This is a genomic window from Halarchaeum grantii (assembly GCF_014647455.2).
GTDB classification, from domain to species: Archaea; Halobacteriota; Halobacteria; order Halobacteriales; family Halobacteriaceae; genus Halarchaeum; species Halarchaeum grantii.
In genome coordinates, this window is the sequence record NZ_BMPF01000003.1 from 356,724 (window position 1) to 375,499 (window position 18,776).

General features: G+C 66.8%; 13 protein-coding genes. 4 read left to right on the plus strand and 9 right to left on the minus strand.

The genetic code is table 11. From position 1 onward, the window contains the following. The first annotated feature begins 172 nt into the window (after nucleotides 1-172). Together gfo6 and IEY12_RS11675 are read left to right on the plus strand one after the other, a co-directional pair. The gene (gene gfo6 / locus IEY12_RS11670) at nucleotides 173-1,264 is read left to right on the plus strand and encodes a D-xylose 1-dehydrogenase Gfo6 (protein ID WP_188883888.1); all 1,092 of its coding nucleotides are present in this window, start codon (nucleotides 173-175) and stop codon (nucleotides 1,262-1,264) included. Nucleotides 1,265-1,323: 59 nt separating this feature from the next. After that, complete coding sequence (locus IEY12_RS11675) at nucleotides 1,324-1,572, plus strand: hypothetical protein (protein ID WP_188883889.1); 249 nt, start codon at nucleotides 1,324-1,326, stop codon at nucleotides 1,570-1,572. A 1-nt stretch (nucleotide 1,573) separates the two neighbouring features. Here the strand turns inward: IEY12_RS11675 and IEY12_RS11680 are convergent, their stop codons facing one another. From IEY12_RS11680 to IEY12_RS11710, 7 genes are all read right to left on the minus strand, one after another. Then, a complete protein-coding gene (locus IEY12_RS11680; protein ID WP_188883890.1) occupies nucleotides 1,574-2,686 on the minus strand; it encodes an oligopeptide/dipeptide ABC transporter ATP-binding protein in 1,113 nt (370 codons plus the stop codon). Then, nucleotides 2,679-3,764: an ABC transporter ATP-binding protein gene (locus IEY12_RS11685; protein WP_188883891.1), complete on the minus strand. Its 1,086-nt coding sequence runs from the start codon at nucleotides 3,762-3,764 to the stop codon at nucleotides 2,679-2,681. Before IEY12_RS11685 ends, IEY12_RS11680 begins: the two co-directional genes overlap by 8 nt. Nucleotides 3,765-3,767: 3 nt before the next feature. After that, entirely contained in the window at nucleotides 3,768-4,802 is a 1,035-nt protein-coding gene (locus IEY12_RS11690; protein WP_188883892.1) for an ABC transporter permease, read from the minus strand. Then, nucleotides 4,789-5,799, minus strand: a complete 1,011-nt coding sequence (locus tag IEY12_RS11695) for an ABC transporter permease (RefSeq protein WP_188883893.1) — start codon at nucleotides 5,797-5,799, stop codon at nucleotides 4,789-4,791. Before IEY12_RS11695 ends, IEY12_RS11690 begins: the two co-directional genes overlap by 14 nt. 181 nt (nucleotides 5,800-5,980) lie before the next feature. Then, entirely contained in the window at nucleotides 5,981-7,777 is a 1,797-nt protein-coding gene (locus tag IEY12_RS11700) for an ABC transporter substrate-binding protein (protein WP_188884025.1), read from the minus strand. 115 nt (nucleotides 7,778-7,892) lie between these two features. Continuing rightward, nucleotides 7,893-9,707: an ABC transporter substrate-binding protein gene (locus IEY12_RS11705; RefSeq protein WP_188883894.1), complete on the minus strand. Its 1,815-nt coding sequence runs from the start codon at nucleotides 9,705-9,707 to the stop codon at nucleotides 7,893-7,895. A gap of 105 nt (nucleotides 9,708-9,812) precedes the next feature. Continuing rightward, nucleotides 9,813-11,636, minus strand: a complete 1,824-nt coding sequence (locus tag IEY12_RS11710) for an ABC transporter substrate-binding protein (RefSeq protein ID WP_188883895.1) — start codon at nucleotides 11,634-11,636, stop codon at nucleotides 9,813-9,815. 134 nt (nucleotides 11,637-11,770) lie between these two features. Between IEY12_RS11710 and IEY12_RS11715 the strand changes: the two genes are divergently transcribed. Both IEY12_RS11715 and IEY12_RS11720 read left to right on the plus strand, forming a co-directional pair. After that, nucleotides 11,771-13,852, plus strand: a complete 2,082-nt coding sequence (locus tag IEY12_RS11715; protein WP_188883896.1) for an alpha-glucuronidase family glycosyl hydrolase — start codon at nucleotides 11,771-11,773, stop codon at nucleotides 13,850-13,852. A gap of 371 nt (nucleotides 13,853-14,223) precedes the next feature. After that, nucleotides 14,224-16,482 carry a glycoside hydrolase family 3 N-terminal domain-containing protein gene (locus tag IEY12_RS11720; RefSeq protein WP_188884026.1) on the plus strand — a complete coding sequence of 753 codons (2,259 nt, stop codon included), beginning with the start codon at nucleotides 14,224-14,226 and terminating at the stop codon, nucleotides 16,480-16,482. A gap of 153 nt (nucleotides 16,483-16,635) precedes the next feature. On the opposite strand, the gene IEY12_RS11725 is transcribed toward IEY12_RS11720, so the two are convergent. Next, nucleotides 16,636-17,511, minus strand: a complete 876-nt coding sequence (locus tag IEY12_RS11725; protein WP_188883897.1) for a fumarylacetoacetate hydrolase family protein — start codon at nucleotides 17,509-17,511, stop codon at nucleotides 16,636-16,638. 113 nt (nucleotides 17,512-17,624) lie between these two features. Continuing rightward, complete coding sequence (locus tag IEY12_RS11730) at nucleotides 17,625-18,599, minus strand: aldo/keto reductase (protein WP_188883898.1); 975 nt, start codon at nucleotides 18,597-18,599, stop codon at nucleotides 17,625-17,627. Nucleotides 18,600-18,776: the final 177 nt, after the last annotated feature.

Sequence of the window (18,776 nt, forward strand, 5' to 3'; positions counted from 1 at the left end):
ATCCCTCACGAACGACAGCCCACGAACAGCGAACGGGCGTGCGATGCCCGCACTACCGTCCGAAAACACGACTCGTATGTTCATTCATTAAGAACAATCGGGCAGCGATGCGGACGCCGGAGACACCGACCGCATCGTCCAGTTTTATGCCCGCCGGCGACCACGAACGGGTATGGAGACGGCGACAGCGTTCGACAGGTTCAGGGACGGCTACGAGGAGCGCGACTGGGACGACGGCGCCGACGGCACGGTCCGCATCGCGCTCGTCGGCCTCGGCTGGTTCGCGCGCGACGAAGCGCTCCCGGCGATCGCCGACTGCGACTACGCCGACGTCACGGCCACCATCAGCGGGTCCGCCGAGAAGGCCCGCACCGTCGCCGACGAGGCCGGCGCCGACACCGCGCTCACCTACGAGCGGTTCCACGACGGCGAGGGGAGCGACGCCTACGACGCCGTCTACGTCGCGACGCCAAACGCCCGCCACCTCGAGTACGTCGAGACGGCCGCCGAACTGGGCAAGGACGTCATCTGCGAGAAACCCATGGAGGCCACCGTCGAGCGCGCCGAAGCCATGGTCGACGCCTGTGAGGCGGCCGGCGTCACCCTCATGGTCGCCTACCGGATGCAGGCCGACCCCGTGATGCGACGCGTCCGCGAACTCGTCGCCGACGGCTTCGTCGGCGATGTCGCGCAGGCGGGCGGGACGTTCGCGTTCCCGATGTTCGCAAACGAGGACGCCGACCCCGACCAGTGGCGACTCGACCCCGACCTCGCCGGCGGCGGCTCCCTCTACGACATCGGCGTCTATCCGCTCAACACGCTGCGCTTCGTCCTCGACGCCGACCCGACGAGCGTGCAGGGCTCGCTCACCAGCCCCGACGAGCGCTTCGACGGCCCCGTCATCGACGAGCACGCCGCCTTCCTCCTCGAGTTCGACGGCGGCGTGCAAGCGCTCTGCCGGTCGAGCTACGGCTCACACGGCGAAAGCAGCCTCCGAATCGACGGGAACGAGGGCGCGATCACCGTCGAGAACGCCTTCAGCCCCCGTGGCGAGCGGACCGTCGTCCTCGAACGCGACGGCCGACGGAGCCGCCACGAGGGCCTCGGATCGAACGAACTCACCGAGCAGTTCGACTACTTCGCGTACTGCCGTCTCACCGGCCGGACACCCACCGCCGACGGCGAGCACGGGCTCGTGGACATGCAGGCGCTCGACGGTATCCAGACGGCCGCAGCCGGTGGCCGCCGGGTCGACCTCGACTGACGGCACGACACTCATCGAGGCGATGGAGTTATGCATCGACGCCTCGCAGGATTAGCGAAATGGTACGATGGTCATGGGACGCCTTCTGGGACACGGTAGAGAACTTCACGCCGCTCTGGTTCGCGCTCGCGGTCACGGACGCCCTCATAGGCCTCGGCCTCGTCTACATCCTCCTCTCACAGCCCTTCGATACGTCGGATCCGAGCGTCGTCGTCGCGACCGTCGACCTCGCAATCGTCGCCGTCACGCTCGTCCCGCTCTGCTACGTCCTCTACCGGATCCGCCAGCTGAAGCGAGAAGAGTACTGAGTCAGTCCGCCGTCGTCGCGCCCTCGCCGCCCTCGGTCGTCTCCTCCTCGAGTTCCTCCACGGACGGGCTGTTCCAGTAGTCGTGGTCATCGCCGTACGCCCGGAAGCAGGCGGCCGGGTGGTCGTCCTCGCTCGACCCCTCAAGCGTGGGGTCCTGTTGCTTGCAGACCTCGCGCGCCTCCGGACAGCGCGTGTGGAAGCGACAACCCTCCGGCGGGTTCGTCGGGTCCGGGATGTCGATGTCCCGAATCGGCGGCTCCTGAACCCGCGTCGCGTCCGTCTCCAAACTCGGCGTCGCCCACTTCAGCACCTTCGCGTACGGGTGCTTGGGGTTCTGGAGCACCTCGTCGACCGGGCCGATCTCGACGAGCCGACCGAGGTACATGATGCCGATGCGACCGCCCGTCTTCTTCGTCAGGTAGCGGGCGTTCGAGAGGTTGTGGCTGATGAACAGGTAGGAGGTGTTGAACTGGTCCTGCAGTTCGAGCATCAGGTCCATCATGTCGACGCGCAGACTCACGTCGAGCGCGCTCACGGCCTCGTCCGCGAGGATGAGGTCCGGGTTCATCAGCAGCGCGCGGATGAGCGCGACGCGCTGTTGCTCGCCGCCCGAGAGCTGGTGCGGATAGCGGCCCGCGTAGTCCTCGGCGGGCTTCATGCCGACGCGCGCGAGCATCCCGTGGATGCGCGCCACGCGGTCCTCGGCCGTCATGTCCGGCTGCCACGTCTTCAGCGGGCGTTCGAGGATGCTCACGACGCGGCGGTTGGGGTTCAGCGAGCTTCCCGGGTCCTGATGGATGATCTGGAGCGCGCGGCGGATCTCGTCGAACGGGATGTCGACGTCGCCGTCCTTGTCGCGGGCCTTCCAGACGTCCTGCCCGCGATACTTCACGGCGCCACCGGTGGGGCGCTGGAGGCCGATCGCCGTCTTCCCGAGCGTCGTCTTCCCACAGCCGGATTCGCCGATCAGGGCGACGATCTCGTTCTCGCCGATGTCGAGGTCGACGCCGTCGACCGCCTGCACGACGTCGGGGTCGGAGAAGAGTCCGCCCTGGTTCTCGAAGTGAACTTCGACGTCTTCGAGCGAGACGACGGGTTCGTCGGCGTTACTCATCGACACGCACCCCCTCGATGTGCAGCGGCACTTCCTCTGGAACCTGCTCCCAGTAGTGACACGCCGAGGCGTGGACGACTTCGTTCGACTCCGCGTCTTCGTTCGTGATCATCATGTCTGGGTCGTTCGTCTCGCAGAACTCGTCGGCGAGCGGGCACCGCGAGTGGTACGAACAGCCGGTCGGGACGTTCACCGGGTCCGGGCTCTCGCCTCTGATCGGCTCCATGTGCTCGACCGGCGTCTCCAAGTTCGGCGTCGAGTTGATGAGCGCGCGCGTGTACGGGTGGTGGCCGTCGTTGATGATGTCGTCCGCGGTGCCGACCTCGACGAACTCGAAGGCGTAGAGGACGGCGATGCGGTTCGCGAGCCCCGCCGCGAGCTCGAGGTCGTGCGTGATGAACACCATCGTGAGGTTGTACTCGTCGCGGAGCTCGGAGAGCAACGCGATGATGGAGCGCTGCATCAGGAGGTCGAGCGCGGCCGTCGGCTCGTCCATCACGAGCACTTCGGGTTCGAGGACGAGCGAGAGCGCGATGAGCGCGCGCTGCTTCATCCCCCCGGAGAGCTCGTGCGGGTAGGCGTTGAGGATGCGCTCCGGGTCGAGGTAGACGTTGTTGATGAGTTCGCGTGCGCGCTCCATGCCCTCCCCTTTCGGGACGTCGTGGGCTTTGAGCGTCTCCTCGAAGTGCTTCCCGATGGACATCGTGGGGTTCCACGAGTCCATCGCGCCCTGGAAGACCATCGAGATGTCCTCCCAGCGCATCTGTCGGAGTTCCTCCTCGCTCTGGTCGAGGACGTCGACCGGCTCGCCGTCCTCCGGATAGAACGTGATGTCGCCGGTGGTGATGCCGGGTTCGGGGACGGCGTCGAGGAGTGCGGACGCGAACATCGACTTCCCGCTCCCGGACTCGCCGACGACCCCGAGGATCTCCCCGCGCTCGATGGACATGTCGACTTCGTTCAGCACGCGCGATTCACCACGGTCGAGGTCGAAGAGGGCGCTGAGGTCCTCCGCCTCGATGATGGTGTCCGATTCGGCGTCCGTGTAGATCGGTAGGTGTTGTGTCTGGTGACTCATGGTTCAGAACATCCCCTTGGTTTCGCCCGAGTCCGCGTCGCCGCTCGACTTCGAGGGGCCGCCGCCGGCGTGGCGAGCGCGGACGCGCGGGTTGAACAGGCGGTCGGTTCCCTGCGCGAAGAGGATGAGTCCGAAGACGAGCAGGATTATCGTGATCATCGGGAAGATGAGCCAGTACGCGGTGTCCCACGTGTAGAGCGCGCCGGCGGTCGAGTACGCCCGGCTCATCATGACGCCCCAGTTCGGCTTCGACGTCGGCAGGAGGCCGAGGAAGTAGAGGCCGACCGAGGAGAAGATGACGTTGCGCGCCGCCTGCACGAAGTTGACGACGACGTACGGCATCAGGTTCGGGAGGATGTCCTCCCGGATGATGGTGCTCGTCGGCACGCCGATGGTACGCGAGGCCTCGATGTAGGACTCCTCGCGGATGGTGAGCACCTGCGAGCGGATGGAACGCGCGAGCCCCGCCCACGCGTTGATGGTGAGGACGATACCGATGACGATGGGGCTCTTCGGCTGGAGGAGCACGGAGAGGACGATGACGAGCGGGAGGCCCGGAATTGTCATCGCGATGTCCGTGATCGTCATGAGCACTTGGTCGACGGTGCCGCGCTTGTAGCCGGAGAGCGTCCCGACGGCCGTCGCGACGGCGATGGCGAAGACGGCACCGGAGGCGATCATCTGGAGCATGAACGGCGTCGCGTGGACGATCTGCCCGAGGATGCCGCGACCGAGGTTGTCGGTGCCGAGCGGGAACTGCCAGTTCGTGAACGGCCCGACGTAGCGCGGGCCGGCGCCGATCGTCGGCTCGGGGACGAGCATGACGCCGACCGTCCCCATCAGGATGTAGAGGAGGACGATGAGCGAGCCGATACGAACCCGCCAGTCGGACCACGCGATGCGCGCGGAGGCGAACAGCCACGTCTCGAGCCACCGCATGTAGCGGTCACGGCGAGTGACCTCGGTGTCCGACTCGGCGTCGAATATCGAGGCGTCCGCGTCCGTCTCAGCGTCTGTGGGTGTCTCAGTAGGACTCATTGTTATCACCACCAGCCCGTGGGTCGATGAAGCCGTACGTCACGTCGGCGACGAACACGCCGATGACGACGGTGATCGTGATGACGATGAACCCGCCCATCATCAGCGGGTAGTCCCGAGCGCCGATGGACTGGTAGAGGTAGTAGCCGACGCCGGGGTAGCGGAAGATCTGTTCGAGGATGACGGAGCCGCCGAAGATGAACCCGATGGAGATCAGCAGTCCGGTGTACATCGGGAGGATGGCGTTCCGACCGACGTACCAGAGCGAGATACGCCGGGAGGGGAGACCGCGCAGTTGCGCGACGCGGAGGTAGTCCTCCCCGAGCACGCGAATGGAGTTCCCGCGCATCGTGAGCGCCCACCCGCCGAAGCCGGTGATGACGAGGGACGCGATCGGGAGCGCGGCGTGGTGGAGGACGCCCGCGATGAACGCGTAGTTGAACCCGACGATCGTCTCGGTGTTCATGCGGCCGCCCGTCGGGAACCACTGGAGCTGGTAGCCGAGAACGTAGACCAGCAGGATACCCGCGACGTAGTAGGGGATCGAGTTGAGCAGGATGCCGACGATGGTCGACCCGAGGTCGATGCGTTCGCCCTCGTTGTACGCCATGACGGCGCCGAGGACGATGCCGATGGCGAACATCAAGAGGATGGAGACGACCATCACGAGGAGCGTCCACGGGAGCGCGTTCGCGATGATGTCCGAAACCGGCTGGTTGTAGACGACGGAGCGCCCGAAGTCACCGGAGAGCACCGCAGTCATGTAGTCGATGTACTGCTGGAGCACCGGCTTCTCCGGGTTGATGTTCGTGTAGGCCTGCACGAGTGCGTTGATCCGCTGCATGTCCACGCTACCCGACGAGGACTGGATGAGCTGTGCCTTGAGGTAGTCCATCGGTCCCCCCGGCATCAGCCGTATCATCCCAAATGTGAGGGTGATGACGACCACCACTGTTAACAGGGCTTGGGCAACCCGTTTAGTGATACGATTTGCCATGGCAGAGGGAAACCAATCCAGCATTATTAACCTTCCTAATTGACGAACGTTAATGTCGTATATCGATGGAGGGCGTAGCGAATGCGGAACGGGCCGTCAGAAGAGCTGAAAAAGCGGCGGCCGCGAGTCGACCGGAAGCGTACGGGGGGTATGGGACCGGGGTCGGCCGAGCGTGCAGCGCCTAGTTCGTCGGGGTGACGTAGCCGAAGCGCGGCCAGTAGTAGTTACACCAGTTGACGAACTTCTTGTCCGTGTCCGCCGGCGGGATGTCCCACTCGCGGGTGTCCCAGAAGCTCGGGCGGACCTTCTCGATGAGCGGGAGCATCGGGAGGTTCTGGTTGACGACCCACGCGAGTTCGCGCGTCAGGTCGGTGACCTCCTGCTGGTCGCCGGTGGTGGCGAGCGTGCTGAGCTTCTGCTGGATGTCGACGGGCGACGCCTCGCCGTCCGGGGAGCCGAACGCGGGCGCCTCGGGCTTCTCGGGGTAGTTGAGCGTGGACGTCACGGTCCCGCTCGTGAGGATCCACGAGAGCGTGAAGAACGGCTTCGTCTTCCCGGAGTTGTTCCAGAACCACGGTGCGACCTTGAAGTTGGAGGGGCCCCAGTACTGCCCGAAGAACGTCGTGTTCTCGACGCCGCGCTTCGTCGTATCGATGCCGAAGTCGCTGAGCATCTGCGCGACGGTCGTGGTGAAGCTCGCGATGTCGCTCCAGCCGGAGGGCGTGGGAATCTCCATCGTGAACTGCTCGCCGTTGGGCTTGTACCACTGCCCGCCCTGCTTCGTGTACCCCTCTGCCTTCAGGAGTGCCTCGGCTTTCGCCGTGTCGTTGTAGGGCTCGTAGGCCTCGACGTCGCCGCCGAGGTTCTCCTTCCACGTGCCGGTGACGAAGCTCCCGACGCCGGCGGGCACGGAGACCGCGTGCTTGACCGGGTCGGCGAGGTCCGCCATCTTCTGCTGGTCGATGGCGTGCGCGACGGCGCGCCGGACGTTGCGGTTCCCGAAGTCCTCGTCGTCGTGGTTGAACGCGAGGCCGAACCCGTTGTAGCGCGGGACCTCGTACTGGCGGACGTAATCGGGGAACGACTTGACGATGCGCTGGGGCGTGAACCCGTTCATGACGTCGAGGCTCGTGCCGTTCTTCATGTCCGCCCACTTCTGCTGCGAGGACGCGAAGTAGTTCACCTCGTACGTCGGGAACGCCACGTTGTCGGCGTCCGGGTGGTCCTCGTACTTCGTGAGCGTGAGCGTCTGCTGGTTCGCGGACTCGTGCTCGAAGGGGCCACAGCCGAGGGGTTCGCTCGGCTGGTAGTTCTGGACGTCGCCCTGGACGGTCTCGCGTTCCTCCTCCGTGGAGGCGTTCCGGAACGCCTCGGCGAACTCGCCGTACTTCCGGTGCGTCGGCGTGTCCATCCACGTTCCGTTGAAGACGGTCATGATGGTCTTCTCGCGGTACTCCTCGTGGAGGGCGTACTCGAGGGTCGTCTCGTCGACGGCGGTCGCCTCCTCGACGTAGTTCGAGATCTCGTAGCCGAAGCCCTGGTCGATGGTGAACTTCGTGACGAAGTCCTCCGCAGTGACGGGTTCGCCGTCGTGCCACGTCTCCCCCTCGCGGAGGGACACCGTCAGCGTCGCCCCGTCGAACTCCCAATCCTGGAAGAGGTAGGGGATGATTTCGTCCGTCTTCTGGTTGTAGAAGATGAACGGGTCGAACACCACGCGGCCGCCCACCGTCGCGTAGTGGCTGGGCGCGTAGGAGTTCCACTGCATGTTCGTCGGGATGTAGCGACCCTGAATGGTGAGCGAGTCGTCGCCCGAGCCGCCCCCACTGCTCCCGTCAGTCGTGGACGTGCCGCCGTCGCCACCCTCGCTCGGCGTCTCCGAGGAACAGCCAGCGAGCGCTGCCGCGCCCGCCACGCCGCCCATCTTGAGGAACTGCCGACGCGCGGACCGCCAATCGTGACTACTACCGTCTGGCATACACACCCGAGTATCCCACACGAATATTTATTCCTTTGCATCGGCAGAATAGTAACGAAAGAAGGTTAGAGACCGGCGTCGCGAGCGGCCCCGTCGCGGGCGGCTCTCTCCGGCGTTACTGCTCCTTCGGCGAGACGACACCGATTCGCGGGAACCAGAAGTACTCGTTGTTGACGTACTTGTGGTCGGTGTCCGTCGGCGGGACGTTCCAGCGCTTCGAGTTCCAGAACGAGGAGCCGCTCACCTCGACGATGGGGAGCATCGGGAGGCTCTGGTTGACGTCCCACGCGAGTTCGCGCGTGAGCTCCGTCACCCGGTCGTCGTCGCTCACCGTCCCGAGCGACTGGAGCGTCGAGCGGACGTCCGCGGGCGACGTCTCGCCCTCCGGTTCGCCCATCGGCGGTACCTCGGGCTGCTCCGGGAAGTTGAGGTTGGACATCACGGTCCCGCTCGTGAGGACCCACGAGAGGCTGAAGAACGGCTTCGGGAGCGCCGAGTTGTTCCAGAACCACGGGACGACCTTGAAGTCCGAGGGCCCCCAGTACTGCCCGAAGAACGTCGTGTTCTCGACGCTCTTGTTCTGCGTCTCGATGCCGAAGTCGGTGAGCATCTGCGCGACGGCCGTCGTCATCGAGGCGACGTCGCTCCACCCCGACGGCGACGGAATGGTGAGGGTGAAGCGCTCGCCGTTGGGCTTGTGCCACTGCCCGCCCTGCTTCGTGTACCCCTCCTGTCGGAGGAGTTCCGCGGCCCGCTCGGTGTCGGTGTAGCGCTGGTAGACGTCCGTCTCGCCGCCGAGGTTGCGCTCCCACGTCCCCGTCCAGAAGCTCCCGATGCCGGCGGGCACCGAGACTGCCTGCTTCGACGACCCGAGGAGGTCGGCGGCCCGCTCCTGGTCGACGACGTGCGCGAAGGCGCGCCGGACGTTGCGGTTCCCGAAGTCCTCGTCGTCGTGGTTGAACGCCATCGAGTAGCCGTTGTACGCCGGGACCGTGTACTGCTCGACGTAGTCCGGGAGGGTCTTGACGATGCGCTGGGGGAAGAACGTCGTCGTCGTCGCGTCGAACGTCCGGCCGTTCTTCACCGCCGCCCACTGCTGTTGGTTCGAGGAGGAGTAGGTGACTTCGTACGTCGGGAAGGTGATCTGGTCCGCGGTCGGGTGGTCCTCGTACTTCGTGAGCGTGAGCGTCTGCTGGTTCGCGGACTCGAACTCGAAGGGGCCGGAGCCGAGGGGTTCGCTCGGCTGATAGTTCTGGACGTCGCCCTGAACGTTCTGCCGCTCCTCCTCCGAGGAGGCGTTCTCGAACGCCTCGGCGAACTCGCCGTACTTCCGGTGCGTCGGCGTGTCCATCCACTCCCCGGAGAGGACGAGCAGGATGGTGTCCGTCCGGTAGGGCTTCTTCAGGCCGTACTCGACGGTGTGTTCGTCCACCGCCGTCGCGTCGTCGATGTAACTGGCCGCTTCGTAGCCGAAGCCTTGGTCGATGGCGAACTTCGTGACGACGTCCTCGGCGGTGACGGGTTCGCCGTCGTGCCAGGTGTCGCCCTCGCGCAGGGAGACGGTGAGCGTCGTCCCGTCCACCTCCCAGTCCTGGAAGAGGTAGGGGATGAGTTCGTCCGTCTTCTGGTTGTACCGGAGGAACGGGTCGTAGACCATCTTCCCGCCCTGCTGGGCGTAGTGGCTGGGCGCGTAGGAGTTCCACTGCACGTTCGTCGGCACGTAGCGGCCGGGAACCGTCAGCGCCTGATCGCCCGAGCCGCCGTCGCTCCCGTCGTCGCCGCCCGTCGTCGACGTGGTGTCTGTTCCCTCGCTCTGACTCGGCGTCTCGGAGGAGCAGCCCGCGAGCGCCGCCACGCCTGCCGCGCCGCCGAGTCGGAGGAATCGTCGTCGCGCGTGTCGAAGACTGTCGTCGTCGGGGCCGTCTGTCATACGTACCCACCAACAAACATCATTATTATTTATAAATTAGGGTTCCGGGGACGGTTCCCTCGACGAGCGCGGTCGAAGCCGGAAGGAGAAGGGGGTCGAGCGGCGTTACTCGGTCTTCGGCGAGATGGCGCCGGTGCGCGGCCAGTAGTAGTACGGGTAGCGGACGTACTGCTCGTCGGCGCCCTTCTCCGGGACGTTCCACTCGTTCGTGTTCCAGAAGGACTGGGAGACCTTCTCGATGAGCGGGAGTTCGGGGAGGCTCTGGTTGACGACCCACGCGAGTTCGCGCGTCAGTTCGGTCGTGCGCGCCTCGTCCGTCGAGGTACCGAGTTCGCGCAGGATCCCGCGAACGTCGGTCGCGGTCGCCTCACCGTCGGGCTCGCCCATCGGCGGCACGACCGGTTCCTCCGGGAAGTTGAGGGTGTTGGTGCTGGTGTCGCTCGTCAGCAGCCACCCGAGGCTGAAGAACGGCTTCGGGCGCACGAAGGAGTTGTTCCAGAACCACGGGATGACCCGGAAGTTCGAGGGGCCCCAGTACTGCCCGAAGAACGTCGTCGTCTCGACGTTCGAGTTCTGCGTCTCGATGCCGAAGTTCGTCAGCATCTGCGCGGTCGTCTGGACGAACGAGACGATGTCGCTCCAGCCGGCGGGCGCCGGAATCTCGAGCGTGAGCTGTTCGCCGCTCGGCGTGTACCACTTGCCGCCCTCCTTGGAGAAGCCCTCGCCGCGCAGGAGGGCCTCGGCCTTGCTCGCGGAGTCCGAGCCCATGTACGTCTGATAGGCGGAGACGTCGCCACCGAGGCTCCCCTTCCACGTACCGGTGTGGTAGCTCCCGACGCCGGTCGGCGCCGTGACCGCGGTCTTCGTCGGGTCGGCGAGACTCGCCATCTTCTCCTGATCGAGGATGTACGCGAACGCGCGTCGGACGTTCCGGTTCCCGAATATCTCGTCGTCGTGGTTGAACGCGAGCGCGAACCCGTTGTACGCCGGCATCTGGTACTGGGTGACGTAGTCCGGGAGGGAGTTGACGATGCGCTCCGGGAAGAACGTCGTCGTCGTCGCGTCGAGCGTCTGGCCGTTCTTCACCGCCGCCCACTGCTGCTGGTTCGACCCCATGTAGGCGACCTGCGCCTTCGGGACCGGAATCGTGTCGGCCTCGGGGTGGTCCTTGTACTTCGTGAGGTTGAGGTTCTGCTGGTTCGCGGACTCGAACTGGAACGGCCCACAGCCGAGGGGCTCGCTCGGCTGGTAGTCCTGGATGTCGGAGAGGACCGTGTCCGTCTCCTCCTGCGAGGAGGCGTCGCGGAGGCGTTGGGCGAACTCGCCGTACTTCTGGTGCGTCGGCGTGTTCATCCACGACCCGGAGAAGGTGAGGACGAGGAGGTCAGTCCGGTAGGAGTTGGCGAGCGAGTACTCGACGGTCGTCTCGTCGACCGCCGTCGCGTCCGTGATGTAGTTCGCGATCGTGTACTGGAAGCCCTCGTCGATGGTGTACTTCGTGACGAAGTCCTCGGCCGTCACGGGTTCGCCGTCGTGCCACGTCACGCCCTCGCGGAGCGTCACCGTGAGGGTGTCGCCGTCCTTCTCCCAGCTCTGGAAGAGGGTGGGGATGATCGTGTCCGTCTTCTGGTTGTAGAAGATGAACGGGTCGAACACGAACGCGCGCCCGGGGTTCGAGTAGTGGCTGGGCGCGTAGGAGTTCCACTGCATGTTCGTCGGCACGTACGTCCCGGGGACGGTCAGCGACTGGTCGCCCGAGCCACCACTGTCGCCGCCGTCGCCGGTGGTCGACGTGGTCGTCGTGCCGTCCCCCTCGCTCGGCGTGTCCGAAGAACACCCGGCGAGCGCCGCCGCGCCCGCGACGCCGCTCAGTTTCAGGAACGTACGTCGCGGAGACTTCCCGTCGCTGTGGTTGTTATCGTCCACCATACCACCCCATATCCTTCATTAATATTTATTCTTTTCCATAGTGGCCGGTTCGGTCGGCGCACCCGCGAGTGACGCGGGGCGTCCGCGGCCGCAGACGACGAAGCTTTTAGCCGCGCTGGTGGATACGGTGTCGTATGGTAGTCACCGACTACGACGACTGCTGGCTTCAGTACGATCGAGTCGACGACCCCGATCGGTTGTCCGCGTACCGCCGGCGCTGTCTGCACGCGTACGTCTCCGAGGAAGGCCCCGAGCTCCGAGCCGTCCGACAGGAGCTCCGCGTCGGCCTCGACGGGCTACTCGGGCGCGAACCGCACCTCTGGCAGCACCCGCCGCGCTCGCAGGACGGCTTCCTCGCGGTCGGCCGGCGCGACAACATGGAGGTCGTGCGCCACGCCGTCGACGCCGCGGAGGTCGACGGCCTCGACGAGGAGGGGTACGTCCTGCGCGCGACCGAGTGGGAGGGCCAGGACTGCGTGGTCGTCACCGCGAACACGGACCGGGGAATGCTCTTCGGGACGTTCCACCTCCTCCGCCTGCTCTCGCTCGGCGAGCCCATCGCGGACCTCGACGTCGTCGAGGAGCCCCGCGCGAAGGAGCGCGTCATCGACCATTGGGACAACCCGTTCCGGGGCTCCGTCGAGCGCGGCTACGCCGGTCAGTCCATCTTCGACTGGGAGACGCTCCCGGACCTCCGCGAGCGGTACTGGGACTACGCGCGCCTGCTCGCCTCCACGGGCATCAACGGCGTCGTCGTGAACAACGTGAACACGGAGAAGCCCGACCGCGAGGGGGCGAACGACGCCATCGCGGGGATGGAGGGGTGGCAGCTCCTCGAGAGCGAGAACCTCGAGAAGGTCGCGGCGCTCGCGACGGTGTTCCGACGCTACGGCGTCCGGACGTTCCTCTCCGTGAACTACGCGGCGCCGATGCTCGTCGGCGACCTCGACACCGCCGACCCGCTCGAGGACGACGTGGAGGCGTGGTGGAAGCGGAAGGCCGACGAGCTCTACGAGCGTATCCCGGACTTCGGGGGCTTCCTGGTGAAGGCCGATTCCGAGGGCCAGCGCGGCCCCTACGACTACGACCGCGACCACGCGGAGGGCGCGAACGTCCTCGGGCGCGCGCTCGAACCCCACGACGGGCGCGTCTTCTGGCGCGCGTTCGTCTACTCCGAGCACGAGGACCGCGCCGTGCAGGCCTACGAGACGTTCGAGCCCCTCGACGGCGAGTTCCACGACAACGTCACGCTCCAGATCAAGAACGGCCCCATCGACTTCCAGCCGCGCGAACCCGTCTCGACGCTCTTCGGCGCGATGCCGGAGACGAACGTCGCCTGCGAGCTCCAGATCACACAGGAGTACACGGGACAGGGCGTCCACGCCTGCTCGCACCTCCCGCAGTGGGAGGAGGTCCTCGAGTTCGACACGCACGGCGACGGCGAGGGCACCGAGGTTCGCGACCTCCTCGTCGACCGGGCGGGCGAGGGCTTCGCGGGCGTCGCGAACGTCGGTGAGGACCGCAACTGGACGGGCCACGACCTCGCGCAGCTGAACCTCTACGGCTTCGGCCGCCTCGCGTGGGACCCGACGCTCGGCTCCGAGGAGGTGACCCGCGAGTGGGCGGCCCAGACGTTCGGGCGGAACCCGAGCGTCGTCGAGACGGTCACGCGCATCCAGGAAGAGTCGTGGCCGGCGGTCATCGACTACGAGACGGGCGGCATCGGCCTCATGCACATGATGTACAACGGCGAGGCCCGCCTCGAGAACCACTACGACCCCGGGCCGGAGGAGTGGCCGGAGTACACCGGTATCGCAGAGGACGGTATCGGCCTCGACCGGACGCCGTCGGGGAGCGACTACGCGAGCCAGTATCAGGGCCCGTGGCCGGCGCGCTACGCCGACCCGGAGACGTGCCCGGAGGAGCTCCTGCTCTTCTTCCACCACCTGCCGTGGGAGCACGAGCTCGACGACGGCACGACGGTGATCCAGCGCCTCTACGACAACTGCTTCGAGGGCGTCGAGGCGGTGCGTGCCCTCCGCGAGCGCTGGAGCGCCCTCGCGGGGACGGTGGACGAGCGCCGCCATCGGCGCGTCGCCGAGCGCTTCGACGAGCAGGTCGTACAGGCCGAGCGCTGGCGCGACAGCCTCGTCTCCTACTTCTACGAGTACGCGGGCGTTCCGGACGAACGCGGGCGCGTGCCGCTCGACGACTGACGCGGCACGACACCAGTGTTCTTCTTTGCGTAACGCCCGTGATTGATAGGTGCCGGTCTATTACGGCATTACACCGGTCGTGTTAGAAAGGCTGACTGGGCGCTGAGACGGCGTACGATTCGATTACGCCAGTATTCGTGTAAAGCGGTTCGTCACGAAAGTACAGTCGGTATCCCCGTCCGGCCGGTCGGCGGGAGGCACGTCGGCGGAAATCGTTCCTCAATGAAGAACTGTTGTGTCGTGATTCTGCGTTACCGGCGTCCATACGGTTAAGAACGAGGGTGCCAACAGCCAAGACGATGACCGACCAGACTACAGCGCCCACGGACGCGACCACCGTGGACGAGCGCGTCGAGGCGATACTGGCGGAGATGACGCTGGCGGAGAAGGCCGCCCAACTCGGCTCCGTGAACGCGGAGCGAATACTGACCGAGGACGGCGAGCTGGACAGGGACGCCGCCGAGGAGTACCTCGCGAACGGCATCGGGCACCTGACGCGCATCGGCGGGGAGGGGAGCCTCGACCCGGAGCGCGCGGCGGAAGTGACGAACGAACTGCAGGAGATCCTGCGCGAGGAGACGCGCCTCGGGATTCCGGCGATCCCGCACGAGGAGTGCCTGAGCGGATACATGGGGCCGGCGGGGACGACGTTCCCGCAGGGGATCGGGATGGCCGCGACGTTCGACCCCGCGCTGATGGCGGACGTGACGGACACCATCCGCGAACAGCTCGAAGCCATCGGCACCGTCCACGCGCTCTCGCCCGTCCTGGACGTCGCGCGCGACCTCCGCTGGGGGCGCGTCGAGGAGACCTTCGGCGAGGACCCCTATCTCGTCGCCGCGATGGCGTGTGGCTACGTCGACGGCCTCCAAGCCGACGGCGACGGCATCTCCGCCACCCTCAAGCACTTCGTCGGCCACGCCGTCGGCGAGGGCGGGAAGAACCGCTCGAGCGTCCACCTCGGCGAGCGCGAGCTCCGCGAGACACACATGTTCCCGTTCGAGGCGGCGATCCACGAGTCGGGCGCGGAGAGCGTGATGAACGCCTACCACGACATCGACGGCGTTCCCTGCGCGAGCGACGAATGGCTCCTCACGGACGTCCTCCGCGGCGAATGGGACTTCGACGGCACCGTCGTCTCCGACTACTACAGCGTCGAGTTCCTGAAGAGTGAACACGGCGTCGCAGGGACGGAACGCGAGGCCGGCGTGACGGCGCTCGAGGCGGGCGTCGACGTGGAGCTCCCGTACACGGACTGCTACGGCGAACACCTCGTGGAGGCCGTCGAGCGCGGCGAGCTCGCGGCGTCGACGGTGGAGGAGGCGGCGCGACGCGTCCTCACGATGAAGGCCCGGAAGGGCGTCCTCGACGACGCCACCGTGGACGCCGCGAGCGCGAGCGACCCGTACGACACCGAGGAGGCGAGCGAGCTGACGCGACGCGCCGCGCGCGAGTCCATCACCCTCCTGAAGAACGAGGACGATACCCTCCCGCTCGCCGGCGACGCTCTCGACTCCCTCGCCGTCGTCGGGCCGAAGGCGGACGACGCGCAGGAGCTCCTCGGCGACTACGCCTACGCCGCCCACTACCCGGACGAGGAGACGGCGTTCGAGGCGACGACGCCGCTGGACGCGCTGCGCGCACGCGGCGACGCCGAGGGCTTCGACGTCCGACACGCCGAGGGCTGTACGACTACCGGCCCCGCTACCGACGGCTTCGACGACGCCGTCGCGCAGGCCGAGGACGCCGACGTCGCCCTCGCCTTCGTCGGCGCCCGCTCCGCCGTCGACTTCAGCGGCACCGAGGCCGACATGGAGCAGCGCCCGAGCGTCCCGACGAGCGGCGAGGGCTGTGACGTGACGGACCTCGGCCTCCCAGGCGTTCAGGAGGAGCTCGTGGCCGAGCTCCGCGAGACCGAGACGCCGGTCGTCGTCGTCGTCGTCAGCGGGAAGCCCCACTCCATCGAGGAGATCGCGGAGGAGGCCCCGGCGGTCGTGCAGGCGTGGCTCCCCGGCGAAGAGGGCGGGGACGCCATCGACGCCGTCGTCTTCGGCGACCACAACCCCAGCGGCCACCTCCCCGTCTCCATCCCCCGCAACGTCGGCCAACTCCCCGTCCACTACAGCCGCCGTCCGAACAGCGCGAACGAGGAGCACGTCTACACGGAGAGCACGCCGTTGTACGCGTTCGGGCACGGGCTGAGCTACACGGAGTTCGAGTACTCGGGTCTCGAGCTCTCGACGGACAGTCTCGAGCCGGCGGGGACGCTCACGGCGAGCGTCACCGTCACGAACGCGGGCGAGCGCGCGGGCACCGACGTCGTCCAGCTCTACACGCGCGCAGAGAACCCGGATCAGGCGCGCCCCGTACAGGAGCTGACGGGCTTCGAGCGCGTCCACCTCGAACCCGGCGAGTCCGCGCGCGTCAGCTTCGACGTCCACGCCTCCCAACTCGCCTACCACGACCGCGACATGAACCTCGCAGTCGAGGAAGGCCCCTACGAGGTCCGCGTCGGCACCGCCGCCGACGACATCGTCGACACCGCCGCCTTCGACGTCACCGCGAGCAAGGAACTCCCGCGCACCGGCCGCACCTACTTCACCGACTCCCGCGTCGAGTCCGGCGAGTAACCCGACACGGCGGCCCTCGGTTTCGACCAGTGCGACGGCGCGACGAGGGGGGTCACTCGTCGTCGAAACGGTATAACTGTAGCGCGAAAAGGCGACGGCGGCGACGTGGCTCTGTGGAGCGTGCGAACGTGAGAAAACCCGCGTCGCGTCGGTTCAGACAGTGACGGTCCCGTTGGTGAGTTCGCCGACGTTTTCGACGTCGATGGTGATCTCGTCGCCGTCCTGAAGGGTGAAGTCGTCGGGGACGAGACCGGTCCCGGTGAGGAGGACGGCGGTCTCGGGCAGGACGTTGTGTCGGCCGAGGTAGTCGACGAGTTCCTCACAGGAGTGCACCATCTCGCCTGTCGTCGTCTCGTCCTCGTAGACGACGTCGCCGTTGCGGGCGATCCGCATCGAGAGCGTCAGCTCGTGGGGGTCGCCGACCGTCCCCGGGGAGGCGACGCACGGGCCGATCGAGCAACAACGCTCGAACACCTTCGCCTGCGGGAGGTAGAGGGGGTTCTCCCCCTCGATGGAGCGACTCGATACGTCGTTGCCGACCGTGTAGCCGACGACGTCGCCGCGGTGGATGACGACGGCGAGTTCGGGCTCGGGGACGTCCCACGTCGAGTCCCCGCGCACGCCGATCGGCTCGTTCGGCCCGACGGTTCGGGACGGCGTCGCCTTCAGGAAGAGCTCCGGGCGCTCGCTCTCGTAGACGTCGAGGTAGACTTCGGGCTTCCCGCTCTCCTCCTCACGGGCCTGCTCGCTGATCTCGTAGGTGACGCCGGACGCCCACACTTCCTCCGCCCGAACGGGCTGGTCGGCCTCGGCGGCGAGGCGGCCGGGGTCGACCGAGTCCGCGTCCGGGATGCGTGCGGCCGCGACGTCGTCGAGGGTCTGCTCGGTCGCGTTCGCCGCGCGCGCCAGCGCCGTGAACGAGCCGAGGTCCTCGGACGCCGACGTCAGGTCGTACGCCTCGCCGTCGTTGGTCTCCGCGACCAGATGAGTGCCGTCACTACCCTCCACAGAGAGGTGGTAATACCGCATACCTCACAATCCGTCACCGTGCATAAAAGCGTATCCCTATTGGCAACCCGTCCCCGGGCGTCGGGTCCGAGTGCGTAACGGTGGTCCCCGCTGTATCACACCGTCGCGAGCCCTCAGTGCCCGAAGACCGGGACGGGCTCGTAGGGCTCTTCGAGGTACGCCATCTCGGAGTCCGAGAGGTCGACGTCGGTGGCCTCGACGGCCTGCTCGAGGTGCTCGACGCTCGTCGTCCCGACGATGGGCGCGTCCACGGTGTCCTTGTGGAGGAGCCACGCGAGGCTGACCTGCGCCATCGTCAGGCCCTTCTCCGCCGCCAGCTCCTCGACGCGCTCGTTGATCTCCTCGCCGCCGGCACTCGAGTAGTCGGGGTTGGGGTTGTGCTTCTGCTCGGGGTCGCCGCGCGTCGTCGCGTGGATGTCCTCGTGGGGGCGCGCGAGGTAGCCCTGCGCGAGCGGGCCCCACGGGATCAGGCCGACGCCGGCCGACTCACAGAGCGGGTTCATCTCGCGCTCCTCCTCGCGGTAGACGACGTTGTAGTGGTTCTGCATCGAGACGAACGACTCGAGGTCGAGCGCGTCGCTGGTGTGGAGGGCGTCGGCGAACTGGTGGGCCCACATCGACGACGCGCCGAGATAGCGGACGTCGCCGCGACGGACGGCGTCGTCGAGGGCTTTCAGCGTCTCCTCGATGGACGTCTCCGGGTCCCAGCGGTGGATCTGGTAGAGGTCGACCGTCTCCATGCCGAGCCGCTCGAGGGAGTTCTCCAACTCCTGCTCGATGGTCTTCCGTGAGAGGCCCGTCGCGTTCGGGTGCGGGTCCGCCATCGCGGGGAACCGCACCTTCGTCGCGACCACCTGCTCGTCCCGGTCGTACCCCGCGAGGGCGTTCCCGAGGATCTCCTCGGATTCGCCGTTCGAGTAGGTGTTAGCCGTGTCGAAGAAGTTGATTCCGAGGTCGATGGCCCGCTCGATGATCTCATCGGCCTCGTCCTCCGCGAGCATCCAGTCGCTCCCGCTCCCGAAGCTCATACAGCCCAGACAGATCTCGCTGACGCTCATCCCGGTGGAGCCGAGTGTCGTGTACTCCATGCAGAAGCGCTCGGCGACGGAACGTAAATACCCACGGGTGGCGGAACTACGGCGTCGCTGCGCGCATCGAACGGAAGAGCGCCCCGGCGTGGAGCGCCCGGAAACGTGACAGAAGACGGCGACGGAGCCGGGTTGCGTCCCGGTTACTCGACGAAGCTTACGCTTCGTCGAACTGGG

Excerpts from the sequence above, each read along its gene's own strand:
- gfo6 (WP_188883888.1), top strand. The coding sequence starts at position 173 with ATGGAGACGGCGACAGCGTTCGACAGGTTCAGGGACGGCTACGAGGAG.
- IEY12_RS11675 (WP_188883889.1), top strand. The coding sequence starts at position 1,324 with ATGGTACGATGGTCATGGGACGCCTTCTGGGACACGGTAGAGAACTTC.
- IEY12_RS11680 (WP_188883890.1), bottom strand. The coding sequence starts at position 2,686 with ATGAGTAACGCCGACGAACCCGTCGTCTCGCTCGAAGACGTCGAAGTT.
- IEY12_RS11685 (WP_188883891.1), bottom strand. The coding sequence starts at position 3,764 with ATGAGTCACCAGACACAACACCTACCGATCTACACGGACGCCGAATCG.
- IEY12_RS11690 (WP_188883892.1), bottom strand. The coding sequence starts at position 4,802 with ATGAGTCCTACTGAGACACCCACAGACGCTGAGACGGACGCGGACGCC.
- IEY12_RS11695 (WP_188883893.1), bottom strand. The coding sequence starts at position 5,799 with ATGGCAAATCGTATCACTAAACGGGTTGCCCAAGCCCTGTTAACAGTG.
- IEY12_RS11700 (WP_188884025.1), bottom strand. The coding sequence starts at position 7,777 with ATGCCAGACGGTAGTAGTCACGATTGGCGGTCCGCGCGTCGGCAGTTC.
- IEY12_RS11705 (WP_188883894.1), bottom strand. The coding sequence starts at position 9,707 with ATGACAGACGGCCCCGACGACGACAGTCTTCGACACGCGCGACGACGA.
- IEY12_RS11710 (WP_188883895.1), bottom strand. The coding sequence starts at position 11,636 with ATGGTGGACGATAACAACCACAGCGACGGGAAGTCTCCGCGACGTACG.
- IEY12_RS11715 (WP_188883896.1), top strand. The coding sequence starts at position 11,771 with ATGGTAGTCACCGACTACGACGACTGCTGGCTTCAGTACGATCGAGTC.
- IEY12_RS11720 (WP_188884026.1), top strand. The coding sequence starts at position 14,224 with ATGACGCTGGCGGAGAAGGCCGCCCAACTCGGCTCCGTGAACGCGGAG.
- IEY12_RS11725 (WP_188883897.1), bottom strand. The coding sequence starts at position 17,511 with ATGCGGTATTACCACCTCTCTGTGGAGGGTAGTGACGGCACTCATCTG.
- IEY12_RS11730 (WP_188883898.1), bottom strand. The coding sequence starts at position 18,599 with ATGGAGTACACGACACTCGGCTCCACCGGGATGAGCGTCAGCGAGATC.